Source organism: Microbacterium sp. NPDC077184 (assembly GCF_040687055.1).
Classification (GTDB): Bacteria; Actinomycetota; Actinomycetes; order Actinomycetales; family Microbacteriaceae; genus Microbacterium.
Map to the genome: position 1 here is coordinate 258,831 of NZ_JBFBMM010000005.1, position 13,715 is coordinate 272,545.

At 65.0% G+C, this 13,715-nt stretch carries 10 protein-coding genes; 6 read left to right on the top strand and 4 right to left on the bottom strand.

What is annotated here, in order from left to right; genetic code table 11:
* The 5 genes from AB0O93_RS11395 to AB0O93_RS11415 all read left to right on the top strand — a co-directional run bounded on the left by AB0O93_RS11395 (window position 1) and on the right by AB0O93_RS11415 (window position 7,174).
* Window positions 1-1,125 (top strand): glycosyltransferase, encoded by a 1,125-nt coding sequence (locus AB0O93_RS11395; protein ID WP_363343395.1) that lies wholly within the window; start codon window positions 1-3, stop codon window positions 1,123-1,125.
* A gap of 171 nt (window positions 1,126-1,296) precedes the next feature.
* Window positions 1,297-3,759 (top strand): SH3 domain-containing protein, encoded by a 2,463-nt coding sequence (locus tag AB0O93_RS11400; RefSeq protein WP_363343397.1) that lies wholly within the window; start codon window positions 1,297-1,299, stop codon window positions 3,757-3,759.
* 76 nt (window positions 3,760-3,835) lie between these two features.
* Entirely contained in the window at window positions 3,836-4,711 is an 876-nt protein-coding gene (locus AB0O93_RS11405; RefSeq protein ID WP_363343399.1) for an ABC transporter permease, read from the top strand.
* A complete protein-coding gene (locus AB0O93_RS11410) occupies window positions 4,711-5,460 on the top strand; it encodes an ABC transporter ATP-binding protein (RefSeq protein ID WP_363343401.1) in 750 nt (249 codons plus the stop codon). Before AB0O93_RS11405 ends, AB0O93_RS11410 begins: the two co-directional genes overlap by 1 nt.
* A complete protein-coding gene (locus AB0O93_RS11415; protein WP_363343403.1) occupies window positions 5,450-7,174 on the top strand; it encodes a glycosyltransferase family 2 protein in 1,725 nt (574 codons plus the stop codon). The genes AB0O93_RS11410 and AB0O93_RS11415 overlap by 11 nt, the downstream gene beginning before the upstream one ends.
* On the opposite strand, the gene AB0O93_RS11420 is transcribed toward AB0O93_RS11415, so the two are convergent.
* Both AB0O93_RS11420 and AB0O93_RS11425 read right to left on the bottom strand, forming a co-directional pair.
* Complete coding sequence (locus AB0O93_RS11420) at window positions 7,125-8,234, bottom strand: glycosyltransferase (RefSeq protein ID WP_363343405.1); 1,110 nt, start codon at window positions 8,232-8,234, stop codon at window positions 7,125-7,127. The two genes, AB0O93_RS11415 and AB0O93_RS11420, sit on opposite strands and share 50 nt — an antisense overlap.
* 23 nt (window positions 8,235-8,257) lie before the next feature.
* On the bottom strand, window positions 8,258-9,421 hold the full coding sequence (locus AB0O93_RS11425; RefSeq protein ID WP_363343407.1) for a glycosyltransferase: 1,164 nt from the start codon (window positions 9,419-9,421) through the stop codon (window positions 8,258-8,260).
* Between AB0O93_RS11425 and AB0O93_RS11430 the strand changes: the two genes are divergently transcribed.
* Window positions 9,365-10,873 (top strand): glycosyltransferase family 39 protein, encoded by a 1,509-nt coding sequence (locus AB0O93_RS11430; protein ID WP_363343409.1) that lies wholly within the window; start codon window positions 9,365-9,367, stop codon window positions 10,871-10,873. The genes AB0O93_RS11425 and AB0O93_RS11430 overlap by 57 nt on opposite strands.
* Here AB0O93_RS11430 and AB0O93_RS11435 read toward each other — a convergent pair.
* A complete protein-coding gene (locus AB0O93_RS11435; protein ID WP_363343411.1) occupies window positions 10,836-12,887 on the bottom strand; it encodes an acyltransferase family protein in 2,052 nt (683 codons plus the stop codon). The genes AB0O93_RS11430 and AB0O93_RS11435 overlap by 38 nt on opposite strands.
* 66 nt (window positions 12,888-12,953) lie before the next feature.
* On the bottom strand, window positions 12,954-13,715 hold a 762-nt coding region (locus AB0O93_RS11440; protein ID WP_363343413.1), incomplete at its 5' end, for an NAD(P)-dependent oxidoreductase.

Sequence of the window (13,715 nt, forward strand, 5' to 3'; positions counted from 1 at the left end):
ATGGTGGCCACCCTCCGCGTCATGCTCGACCAGGTCGTCGCTCCCACCTCCCCGGTGCTCGCCGAGGCGTCGCGCGAGCTCGCCCGGGCACTCGTCGACGGTGCGCCGAGCGGCTGCGTCGTTGAGGGGATCGTGCCCGGCGGAACGGATGCCGAGTCCGCGGTCGTTGCGGGACTCGCTGACGTGCGTCGCGCGGGACTGCCGCGTCGCGAGCTGGCGACGGCTCTGCAGCTGGGAGCGCCGACCGGGATCGGCGGCGGAATGATCCACGCGCCGACGCTCTTCGCGCCGCTCGTCAAGCACGACCGCACGCACGACGGCGATCAGACCGTCGTCACGGTGTGGGACCTGCGGGCGTGGGAGGCGCCGGATGAGCTCTCGCGCCTCGCGGTCGGCTGGCAGAAGGCGATGCTGAAGCGCGCTGCGAAGCACGCCGACGCCATCGTCGCCCCCACCCACTCCATGGCCGAGCGGTTGCGTTCGCTCGCCAAGCTCGGCGATCGCGTGCGGGTCATCGCGGGCGCCGCGCCTGCGGGTTTCGCCGTGCCCACCGATGACATCGGCCGACGGCGCGAGATGGACCTGCCCGAGGGCTTCGTGCTGCTGAGCGGCGATACCCACGCTTCGACCGGCCTTTCGACCGGGTTCGCGGGGATCGCGGCATCCGGTGTCGATCACCCCGTCGTCGTCATCGATGTGCCCGAGGGGCAAGAGCCCGCCGTCGCCGAGCTCGCCGAGGCCGCCGGCGTTCCGGAACGGCGCGTCCACGTGCGCGGATCCCTCGACACCGCCGACCGCGCTGCGGTGTTCGGCGCGGCGTTGGCGTTCGTCGCCCCGGCCACGCGCACGGCGTTCCCCTGGCGCGTCCTCGACGCCTTGACGCTCGGGGTGCCCGTCCTCGCGGCCGACACCTCGGTGCATCGCGACGTCGTCGCCGACGGGGGAGAGCTCATCGATGTGACGGATGCCGCAGCCGCCGGCGACGCGTTCGGCGTCGCCCTGTCGCGGGCGCTGGGCTCGACGCAGGCGGCCGAGCGCCTCGCCGTGATGGCCGACGACCGCGGCCGGGCCTTCTCGTGGAGCGAAGCGGCCGACAAGGTCTGGCACCTGCACGCCGAACTCTGAACGACATCCGCAAGAACGCTGACTTCGGCGTGTCGAACGGGCCCGATATCGGCGATTGTTGTACTCATTCGTCACATCCGTCACACTGTTCACATGCCTGGCGCCCGACTCCCCGCACGACGCAGAGCAGTTTCACGTTGGATCGCGGCGGTGGTCGCCGGGATAGCGCTCGTGGCAGGGCCGCTGGCCCCCGTCCCGACCGCGGTCGCAGCCCCCGTCACCTACGCGAAGTCCGCACACGTACCCTCCGCTGATCTGACGAAGTTCCAGCCGGGCAACATCATCTCGGACGCCGCGTTCTTCAACAGCTCGACCATGACCGAGGGGCAGATCCAGGCCTTCCTCGAGGCTCGCGTTCCGAACTGCCAGTCCGGATACACCTGTCTCAAGGACTGGTACGACACGTCACGCACGACGACGGCGGATGCCATGTGCGGCGCCTATTCGGGCGGCGTGCGCGAGCGGGCGTCGCGCATCATCTATAAGGTTGCGCAGGCGTGCGGCATCAACCCGCAGGTCATCCTCGCCACTCTCGAGAAGGAGCAGGGTCTCGTCCGACACACGTGGCCGAGCGAGTGGCGCTACACGATCGCGATGGGCCAGGGGTGCCCCGACACCGCCGCGTGCGACACCCGGTACTACGGCTTCTTCAATCAGGTCTACGGCGCGGCTTGGCAGTTCAAGCGCTACGCGAACCCCGCCGGCACCAGCCAGTACTTCACCTGGTACGCCCCGGGGAAGACATGGAACGTTCTTTACAACCCGAATCACTCCTGCGGCTCCTCGCCGGTCTACATCCAGAACCAGGCCACGGCGAACCTTTACTACTACACCCCGTATCAGCCGAACGTCGCCGCGCTCCGCGCCGGCTACGGCACGGGCGACGGCTGCTCCGCATACGGCAACCGCAACTTCTACAACTTCTTCACCGACTGGTTCGGGTCCGCGCAGGCGCCCCCCGTCGATCCGTGCGCGGTCCCAAGCGACCTGAAGTCAGCGTTCAAGACATACGTCGTCACACCGTCGAGCCTCAACGCCCGATCGGCACCGTCTACCTCGTGCGGGCGCGGGGTGCTCTCGCTTCCGCAGAGCACGGTGGTTCAGGCGACTGCAGTAGTAGATGGTTGGCTGCGGGTGAACACCGAGTCGGGCGATCGATGGGTCGCCCGGGAGTACGTACGTTATGCGTCGGAGTCCGAGACCGCATGTGCGTTGCCGGGCGGTACGGGGACCGCACAGTATGCGTATCTAGTGACGTCGGACACCGCAGGACGGATTGTCCCGAACGCTGCTTGTGCCGTTTCGACGACGGATGTTCCCACCGGAACTGTCGTTCAGGCGTTCGCTGTCAACGCGACTCGCGACTGGGTCAAGGTTCGCTTGGAAGGTGGTGACCGCTGGATCGATCGAGCCGCGCTTATCAAGGCGACCGATGCGCAGGCGCGTTGTGTGGTCCCGGGAGACACCGGCGCGGCGAAGCTCACTTACACGATCCGCGCAGCAGGGACGTCGGGGCGGGCTGCGCCGGACACCGGTTGCGGGATTGAACATGTCAGTCTGAGCGGCGGGACGATCGTCCGAGCCGTCGGGGCCAACGCGGCGCGAGACTGGCTGAAGGTCGCAACGGCGCACGGGGAGAAGTGGGTCAATCGTGCACACTTGACAGCGACCGGGTCAGCCGATCTGTGCGAATTCTCTGGCACGTCGCGAGCGGCTGTTCGCCTTTACGTGGTCGAGGGGGAGGGGCGCGCCTACAGTGCACCGTCTCTCGAGTGCACCGCGGGATCTCTTGCTCTTTCGGCCGGCTCCATCCTGAGGCCGAGCGAGAGCACGGCTGCCGGAGAGTGGTTGCGCGTCGACTCGCCGGATGGCGAGCGGTGGGTGCCGCGGATCTCTGCACGCGCAATCTCGGTATCGGAACTGTGCCAGTTGCAGCCCGCGGACGCTCGCGGAGCGAAGCTCACATACACAGTGATCGCCGCCACCTCGGCGCGGGTTGCACCGTATCCAGAGTGTTCCGAGGGGGGCACTGAAGTCGTCGTCGGCCAGGTTGCGACGGCTACAGCGGTGACGGCGGCAGGCGACTGGCTCAAACTTCGGCTGGGATCATCGGAGCTGTGGGTCCCGCGGGATGCCGTCCGCTACGCCACTGCTGCCGAGTCGTGCGCCCCGGTCTCCGGTACGCGAGAAGCGCACAAGGTATACACGTTCCTGGCCGAAGAAACGGCACGCACCGCGCCATATCCCGAGTGCGGCACCGGAGCGGTGACGGTGCCATCAAACCGGACCGCGGTTGCGACCGAGGTGACGGGAGCAGGGGATTGGCTGCGGCTCAACCTCGAGGAGGGATCGCTGTGGGTTCCGCGCGCTTCGGTCCGCTATGCCACGACGGGCGAAACCTGTCCTGCTCCGAGCGATGCGAAGCCGGCTCGATTGACGTATATCATCACTGTGGACACCGTGGCGCGGACGGCGCCTTATGGTGACTGTGCATCCGGCTCGGCCGCCCTCGCGGCAGGCACGGTCGCCACGGCAACTGCCGTGACCGCAGCGGGTGACTGGTTGAAGCTGCGCCTGACTGACGGCGAGTACTGGGTCCTACGATCCGACACCGCGAAGGCACTCGCCGGCTGAGTCGGAGTTCCGCTCAGCACGGTCCAGTAGTATCTTCCCTTGGCCCGCAAGGGCGCCCCGGGAGAGAGTGTGAGCATTGTCGGCAGGAACCCGTCTCGACGTCGCTGACTTCGACGTACCAGGCCGCGGACGCGGGCTGCTCGATGTCCTTCAGTGGCGCTACCTTTTGCGGCTTCTGGTGAGGAAGGGCACAGCGACCCGCTACCGGAATTCGGTTCTCGGCTGGGTGTGGTCGTACGTCAAGCCCGCCTCGCAATTCCTCATCTACTACTTCGTGATGGGGATCATCCTGCAGTTCCACCGCGATGTTCAGAATTTCGCCATCTACCTGTTCGCCGGCATCGTGGTCGTCAATCTCTTCAATGAAGCATTCGGCAACGCGACAAACGCGATCGTCGACAACCGAGCTCTCGTAAAAAAGATCTACCTGCCGCGTGAGCTGTTCCCAATCGCCGCCATCATCGTCGCCTTCGTCCACTTTCTGCCGCAGCTGGTCATACTCCTGGCCGTGTGTCTCCTCGTGGGGTGGGCACCCAGCGTGATCGGATTGATCGGCGTCGTCCTGGGCATTCTGCTCGTCGTGGCATTCTCGCTCGGGCTCGGCCTGTTCTTCAGCGGCCTCAACGTCCGCTTTCGCGACGCGCAGAACTTCGTCGATCTGATCAAGATGTTCTCCACATGGACGTCCCCAGTGCTGTACACGTGGGCCCTCGTCGCCGAGGCGCTGCGAAATCACGAATGGCTCTTCTTCTTGTACATGTCCAATCCGATCACCGTCGCGGTGGAAATGTTCCATGCCGGTTTCTGGCAACCGACCACCGATTCGGCATATGCGCTTCCCGACTGGTTCGGCTACTCCGCCCTCACGGCCGTCGCCGTCACCGTTCTGGCGTTGGTGGCCGGTCAGCTCACGTTCCGCCGTTTCGAGCGAACCTTCGCACAGGACCTGTGATGAGCCAGCTGATCGCCGAGACGGCGACGCCTCCCTGCATCGTCGTCGACCATGTCTCCAAGCGCTTCCTGCGCCGCAATACGCACTCTTTCAAGGAGGCCTTCGTCGGCTGGATAAAGCGCAAGAAGGTGAGGGCGGATACGTTCACCGCTCTCAACGACATCTCTTTCCAGATCGGCGAAGGCGAAGCCGTCGGCATCCTCGGACTGAACGGCTCCGGCAAATCGACGACCTTGAAGCTGATCTCCGGAGTCCTTGAGCCAGACGCGGGCGGTGTCTACACCCGTGGTCGCGTCGCAGGGCTCATCGAAGTCGGGGCCGGCTTCCATCCGGACTTGTCGGGTCGCGAGAACGTCTACCTCAACGCCGCGATCCTCGGGATGGGCCGCAAGGACATCGACGAGCGGTTCGACGATATCGTCGCGTTCAGCGAGATCGGCGAGTTCATCGACCAAGAGGTGAAGCATTACTCGTCGGGCATGTTCATGCGTCTGGCCTTCTCCGTAGCGATCCACGTCGATGTCGACATCCTCCTCGTCGACGAGGTGCTGTCCGTCGGCGATGCCCCATTCCGCGCGAAGTGCTATGCGAAGATTCGCGAACTCACCGCGAGCGGCGTGACGATGGTCGTCGTCAGTCACGACACCAAGATGATCAAGGAGCTCTGTCGCCGAGGCATCGTCATCCGGAAGGGCAAGAAGGTCTTTGACGGGGTCATCGACGAGGCGGTCGAGCACGTTGCCGGTTGAACCTCCCGCCATATCGCTCTCCGTCGTCATTCCAACCCACAACGTCGGGCCGTGGATTGAGGAGACCCTCAGATCGGTGCTTGCGCAGGATCTCCCCGACATGGAGATCATCGTGGTGGACGACGCATCTGAGGACGACACCCTGTCGCTCGTGAACCTCGCCGTTGCGGAGGACTCAAGAGTTCGGCTCATCCGTGCCGCTGCGCGCGGCGGCGGCTCGGCGCGCAATCGCGGAGTTCAAGAGGCGAGAGGGCGCTACATCGCCTTCTGTGACGGCGATGATCTGGTCCCCGCCGGTGCGTATCGGGCGCTCGTTGATTCCCTCGAGGCAAGTGGGTCTGACATCGCCTTCGGCGACTTCCTCAAATTCTCGCCGACGGACACGTGGCGGCCGACGGCGACCATGGCGGCGTTCTCCCGCCCCGCACAGCGACGGCGACTCGTCGATGAGCCCACTCTCATCCTGTCCCGACCGTGCTGGAACAAGGTGTTTCGGCGTGACTTCTGGGTGCGTGAAGCACTCGCTTTCCCGGACGTCCCCCGCTCCAATGACATCGTGCCAATGACGCAGGCGTACGTGCGCGCGGGGGCCGTCGACATCATCGATTCGGTCGTCTACCTGTACCGAGAACGGCCCGGATCGACGTCGATGACAGCACGGGCGGATTCGACTGATTCCATGCTGAGCTATCTCACCCAAGAGCTTGCCTGCGCGCGTCTGATCTCCGCGATGGGCGATGAGGCGCTCACATCGACGTACTCGCGTCTGATCTGGGACCGCGACGGATTCGTCCACGTGGCGAAGTTTGCGTCTGCGCAAAGGGCGGATGACGATCGAGAACGTCGAGCCGCTGAACTCCTCCGCGAGCTCCTGACATATGCGGGCCCGCCACCCTCGAGCGTCGGAGACCTGAAAGTCCTGACGATGTCGCTCGGTGCGCAGGGGCGCTGGGCTGCGGCGAAAGTGGCGGGGGAGTGGGAAACCGGGTTTCTGACTCCGGACCTGGGCGACCTCGCGGACTTTCTCCGCGCCTACACGACTCTCGTTGAAACCCCCCGTCGTGCTGAGTCCCGTGAGAGGGTCGGCTGGCTCACCCGGCGAGCACTTCAGGCGGACATTCCCGAGCGCAGGGACGCGGGCCTGTGGGCGTACGCCGCGGAGACGGCGGGCGCCGCGTTCGGCCGTAAGGTGCTTGATTCCATCGCGGACCTCGACGGCGGTAAGGTGCCCCTGCTCGACGTCGTCCCTGGGCGAGCACAGGCGGGGGGCGTCGTTCGCGCACTGCGGGGAGGCTCCCGTCTCACGGTCGAGGGCCAAAGCGACCTCTCGGGCGCCGAATGCGAGCCGGTGCTGTGGGATCTTTCCGGCAAGGCCCGCGTCGTAGTCCCGTCCTCCGTCAGCTGGAGTCGGGAGGTCGGTGAAGGCCACCAAACTTCTCATTGGCAGTGGACCGCTGATTACCGGCGGACTGCTCTCCCCCTACTGACCGAACTCCAGCCTTGCCTGCGTCTGCGTCAGAACGGTCGGATCGTGAGCATCGACTCGAGGCCGCCGTTGCCGGAGTATTCGGTATTCGACTCCTTCATCTATGAGCGCCACCGCGATGTGGTCGTACTGTACCGCCGGCGCGGACGGGTCTTCCGCGCGGTCCGGCGGGCACTGATCATTGTTGCCGCTCAGCTCCGGCGATTGGTTCGTCCGCGGGGCGCGTGAGTGCGTCCAGGAGCTCTTTGTAGAGCGCGGAGACACGCCAGGGTGAAACCGCGTCGATGTAGGCGCGAAAGTCCTCACGAGTGACGTCGCCCGTGAGGCGAGGATCACCGAGGTGCTCCGCCAGCGACGCCTCCGAGTCGACGGTGTCGAAGAGTGATACCCATCGTTGCCCCGCGTATTGGAGTTCGAGGTGCGGTTCGCGTGGGAGAAGCGCAGGGACACCGAACGTCGCGGCGAGGTGAACGCTTCCGGAGTTCAAGATCTGACGATAGGGGAAGACAGCGACGTCCGCTGCCTGGAACCAGGTTGCAATCTCACTGTCAGGGACGAAATCCAGGTGGGTGATCGTTCGCACACGCTCGGGAAGGACAGGTTCCAACTCGGCGAGGGAAGTCGGGGTCGTGTGTCCGGCAAGAAGTAGTACGAGGCGCTTCCCGTCACTGCGATTGGCTCGCTCGATGGCGCGGAGTAGCGTTGTGACGCCCTTGTAGGGACGGATCTGTCCGAGGAAGAGCACTGCGACTTCCTCGTCGGTCAACCCGAAATGGTCACGCGCATCGTCACGAAACATGCCTGTGTCGTAGATACCCTGATAGCTCGGATGCGGGATGACGCGGATCTTGGCGAGCGGGAGCTCTGTCACATCCTTGATGACGTTTGCCGTGTCGGGGGTCATCACGTGGATCGCGTCGGAGAGTTCTGCCAAAGAGCCGTAGATTCGCGTCTCGTCGTCCGGATAGTCCAGCTCATGGGGGAGCCGGTTATGGACGGTCCAGACAAGCTTCACGCCTCTGCGCTTCGAACGCCGCAGAGCTCGGACGAAGCGGTTTACTCGTCCCCTCGCCTCCCGACCGCTGAGGGCAGCCTGCGCGATCGGAGACGTCCAGTGCACGTGAACGATATCGCCGCGCGATAGACGTCGTATCGCTCGCAGAAATCCGAAGAACTCCGTTTCACCGTCGAAGCGATAACCGCTGGCGCGCGCAGAAAGACTGAGCATATTCAGGTACGGATTCGACCGCCACGCTGGGAAGACGAGCACGGTCGGTCCAGGCGTCACCGGACGATCATACCCGGCTGTGTTCAGTGACGGCGCCGAAGCTGTCGCCACGCCCGGCGGGCTCCCACGAACAGCGGGTTGGTGGCTTCGTCGCGGATCGCGCGCAGGTCCGCGCGAATGGCGAACTCGGTCTCGGCAACTCGCTTGTCGATGTAGCGGGTCAGATAGAGGGCTAGCCCCTCCCCATCGCGCGCCATCGATTCGCGCAGCGCCGAATCCCTCACCAGAGCGTCGTGCAGCGCGTGCTCCCTGCCCGACTCGATGACGCTGTTGCCGTCGACGCCGGTAGCCGATGGGCGCTGATGCCAGTAGACCAGAGGGTCTCCTGCGAGGTACTCCAGGGGGCCGAGCCGCAAGACCTTGGTGTTGAACAGCCAGTCGCCCACGACAGGGAGGTCTTCGTCGTAAAGGCCCACCTCGTCGTGTACCGTGCGCCGGTAGAGGAAGGCGATCGGAACGAATCGATTGAACTGCAGCTGATCCATGAGGAGCGGCGCAACCGCGTCGGGGAGGAACTCTTCGCGCCCCAGCACCTCGATTCTGTCACCGACCCGCTGTTCCCACACGATTTCGATTCGAGAGACCACGCCTCGGCGGTCCGGGTGCTCGTCGAGATATGCGACAGCGGCGCCGAGAAACGCTTCGGCCCAAGAGTCGTCGTCATCGTGCAAGACGATGAACTCTCCCGCGGCGGCGAGCACACCAGCGTTCGCCGCCTCCCAGCGGCCCCGGCTGACAGGGTGATCGATGACGCGAACACGCCTTGCGTCGATTCCGGAGCGGATGATCACGTCGTCGACTATCGAACGGTCTCCGCCGTCATTGACGACGACGACCTCCCAGTCTGAGAATGTCTGTCTTCTTACGCTTCTCAGCGCGCGAAGGAGAAAGACAGGTCGGTCTTTTGTTCTGGTGATGATGGAAACGCGAGGCGGCATCAGGGACTCCGGCGGTGGGGTGGCTTCCACGAGGCTACAGGGAGCGTCCGCCCAGGTCGTCGTGCCTACGATGGACCGGTGACCGCGTCTGAGAGATCCATGCCCCCGGCCACATCTCCGGTGAACCACACACCTCTCTTCCGAGGCCTGCCCGCGCTTGTCTGGCTCCTCTGTGCACTCATGGTGGCGACGATGAGTCTGTGGACGTTCAGCCGCGCAACTCTGACGGCTCAGGACGAACGCGCGCATGTGAGCGCCGTGCTTTATGCCCACGAGTTTCAGGCTTGGCCGGGTTTCAAAGAGATGCCGCTCATGCTTTCGGCGATGCGCGCCGCTGAGGAGATCGGGGGATCACCGTTTGCCGTTGACGAGGCGAAACCGCGACCGGAGCGACCGTCGTTCCGAGAATTGACGACACCGGAAAATCATCTCAGCGCGACGACGCTCAATCAGATGTCGCAACATCCGCCGCTCTACTACGCCGGGCTGGCCGTGTTGCACGAGCTTGTGGCGCCGGGGGACCTCCCCTTCGACCTCGAGATCTGGGCGTGGAGGTTCCTCTCTGTCGTCTTGATCGCGCCATTGCCTCTCTTGGCGGCGGCTCTCGCCCGCCGGCTCGGTGCATCACGCCTGATGGTGATCGCCGCCGCAGCCTCGACGGCTCTTATCCCGGGCGTGCAGGTGGTCGCAGCGTCGGTCAACAACGACAATCTGCTCGTCGCCGCATCCGCATGGGCTCTGCTCGGTGTGGGATGCGTCCTGACCGGAGACCTGCGGTTTCGAACCTCGGTGGGGATCGGTGTCGCGCTCGCCATCGCTCTCCTCACCAAGGCGTTCGCCCTTCCGATCGCGGCCGTAGCAGGATCGGCGTACCTGCTCGTTGCTGTGCGCCGCGGGTCTCTGCGCCCGGTGGTCGGTCCACTCCTGACGATGGTCGTCGTATCGGCGACAGGGTGGTGGTGGTGGGTGCGAAATCTGTTCATTTACGGCACCCTCCAGCCATCGGGGCACGGCCAGGCGCTCCAGGACGGGCCCTTGGCGTGGGTCGACGCGTGGCCGATCTACTTCCACACCTTCGTCGATCGCTTCTTCGCTCGGTACTGGCTCGGGGCGAACGGACCGACGGTCGGTGCCATCGGAGTGAGTCTTGCGGCCGCGGTCACGCTTCTGTATGTCGGGGTTCTCGTTGTTCTCCTCGCGCGAGGCAAGCGGCACCGTCGTGCGGTGGCAAACGCGCTCGTGCTGTCCGCGCCCCTTTTTGTCATGGCTACTATCGTCGCCGTCCAGTCCTACCGCTACACCGTTGTCACCGGGGTCGCTGCGGGCGTTCAGGGACGTTACCTCTACCCCGCATTGATCGGGGCAGCCGCGGCTTTTGCGCTCGTCGCGAGCATCGTCCTCCGCGACTCCTTCCAGCGCGTCGCCCTCAGTGCGATTCTCGCCGCGGGGCTGGCCGCGACTCTCTGGCGCATTCTTATCGCGATCTTCTCTTCGTGGGGCGCAACAGGGGCGAGTTTTCTCGAGCGGCTGGACGCCATCTACTCTTGGTCGCCGCTGCCATATGGCGTGTCGATAGCGGTGCACGCCGTGTTCACGGTGTCAGTCGTGGCGGTCGTCGTCGCCGCAGTTACGGAGCTCGTCACGCCGCGGGCCGAGCACGCCGTCACTGCGTACCCAGAACCGCAGAAATCTCCTCGGTGAGATAGGGCGCAAGCGTCCGGCTGAAGGTCGCCGTGATGTGGTGCAGATCGCGGTAGATCACCACTCCGCCGGCTACCATCGGGCAGCTGCCGTCTCGGCAGTACGCTGATGAAAAGTCGATCAGTTCGGCATCCGACAGTGCCGCGGCCGCGCGGATCGGGTCTTCCGCCGAAGCATCAAAGTCCGGTGCGAAGGCGCATGTGTCCGAGCTGAACTCCGCCTCGGCCGCGAGACACGTGGCCGACGATTCGGGGACCGTGGGGTTGTCGATAAGACCGATCACCGTTGAGCCGCGCTCCTTGGCTTCCGTCCAGGCTCTTGCCATACCGTCAGCCGCGGCGGCACGCGCCTCTGCATCCTCTTCTCGATTCCATCGCGCCACAAGGATTACGTCGTACTCTCCGGACGCCAGGGTTCGCTCGAGCGCCGCCTGCCGCTCGAAACACTCGGCACCCGCTGTCGATGCGTCCTGCCATACACACCCGCGCCCGACGAAGGTGTCCACGCGCCAATTCAGGCGCTCTGCGTGGTCTCGGAGTCCGGGAATGAGCATGGCGGCGTGGGAGTCGCCGGTGACGGCTACACGGACCGCGTCGGAGGCGTCCGATCCTAAGGTGCAGGTCGAGAGCGTCGCAGAAGGTTGTTGGTCGTAGCACGCGAACGCTCCGCCCGTGTCCTCATACAAAGACGTGAGTGCCGGGACCAGTTCGTCTGTTGGAATCGACTCGTCACCGAGGTCGGCGCACTCGCTCTCCAAGAGGAGACTCGCGCCGAGGCAACCGCTCGGGGCTGCGAGCTGCTCCGCCACCTCCGCCTCCCGCTGCGACGCGGCGACCGCGTTAGTTCCGAGCGGGATGACGGCCATCGTGATGACGATCGCCATGGCGATCGCGGAGAACGCCGCGACGGTGCGCGGACGAGCTGAACGGGCACGCTCGTGGAATCGAATGGGATCCTCGACGAAGCGCGTAGTGAGAGCAGCCGCGACGAGCGTCAGAGCGAGAATCGTCAAGCGTTCCCAGAAGTCAACATCCGGCCCCACGACCGCAGGCGCGATGACGATGAGAGGCCAGTGCCACAGGTAGATCCCATACGACTGGTCGCCGATCCATTGAATAGGCCGTGTTGTTACGGCCCGGTCGAGCCGCCGGACGCCGAGGTGCGGTCCGGCTGCGATGATCGCCGCGGTGCCCACGGTCGGCAGGAGCGCCGCAAATCCAGGAAATGGGGTCGACTTGTCGAAGAAGAGAGCCGATGCGACGATCGCCCCCCACGCCGTCACCCAGATGGCCACACGCGAGGCTCGTCGAAGGGTGAGTGCTGGCGAGAGGGCGAGCAGAGCGCCGAGACCGAACTCCCATATGCGACTTGGGGTCGCAAAGTATGCGTACGGCGGACTGACGAAGGTCAGGGTCACGCTCAGGGCAAAGGAGAGTCCGCTTGCAGCTCCAAGGACGATGTAGAGCCGTCGGCGCGTTCCTGCGCCGAACACTGCTCGCCCCGCCACAGCAAGGATGAGGAGCGGCCAGAGGAGGTAGAACTGCTCTTCAACGGATAGCGACCAGTAGTGTTGCGCGATCGGCGGGGCGTTGTCCGCCGCGAGGTAGTCGATACCGTCCGCGGCGAGAAACCAGTTCTCGACGTACAGGGCACTCCCGATGATCGATCGCAGATACTGAGCCTGAACAGTCGGGGGCGCCCATACAACAGTGAGCGCGACGCTAACTGCGAGCACAAACAAGCTCACCGGGAGAAGGCGCCGCGCCCGGGCGGCCCAGAACTGCGGCAGCCGCAGTCGGTTCTCGGAACGCAAGCGTACGAGTTGGCCTGTGATCAAGAAGCCCGAGATGACGAAGAACACGTCCACGCCGACGTACCCGCCGGGAAGGGCGCCCGGCCAGAGATGGAAGAGGACGACCGCCAGCACCGCCGCCGCTCGAAGGGCCTGAATATCCGCACGCACATGACGGCCGACAGGTGTCGACTGCCGGCGTGACACCGTGCTGCTTGCCACTCAGTCGTTCCGTTTCCGGACGATGAGTTCCGCCCGGGGAGAAGTGTAAGACGTCATCAACAGGAACTATTGCGAAAGGTATGTCTCGAGGCCCTTCGCCGCGTCCCGTGGCATGAATCCCGTTGCGGTGAGCTTGTCAACGTTGAGGAGACTGTTCCAGGGTCGGGGTGCGATGGGTCCGGTGGTGTTGGCGTAGTACTGCTCGGTGCTGACGGGTGTGACGCGGTCGGGGTTGTGTCCGGTGTGTTGGTAGACGTGGCGGGCGATGTCGTACCAGGTGGTGGGTTGCCCGGTCCCGGTGAGGTTGTAGATGCCGTAGGCCGCCGGGGTGGTGAGGAGGTGGTGGATGCCGGCGGCGATGTCGGTGGTGAAGGTGAGGCGTCCGGTTTGGTCGTTGACGACGGTGGGGTTGATGCCGCGTTCGGCGAGGGTGGCCATGGTGCGGACGAAGTTGTTGCCGTCGCCGATGACCCAGCTGGTGCGGATGATGTAGTGGCGGGGGACGGTGGCAACGATCGTGTCGGCGGCGGCTTTGGTTTGCCCGTAGACACCGAGGGGGTTGATCGGGTCGGTTTCGGTGTATTCGCCGGTGTGGGTGCCGTCGTAGACGTAGTCGCTGGAGATGTGGACGAGGGTGATGCCGTTGTCGGTGGCGATGCGGGCGAGCGCTGCGGTCGCGGTGACGTTGCTGGCCCAGGCGGTGGTGCGGCCGGTGGGGGTTTCGGCGGTGTCCACGGCGGTGTAGGCGGCGGCGTTGATGATGGTGTCGTAGTCCCGCCACCGCCGGTCGGTGTCCAGGGTGGGGGAGGTGAGGTCGAGGGTGTCCCG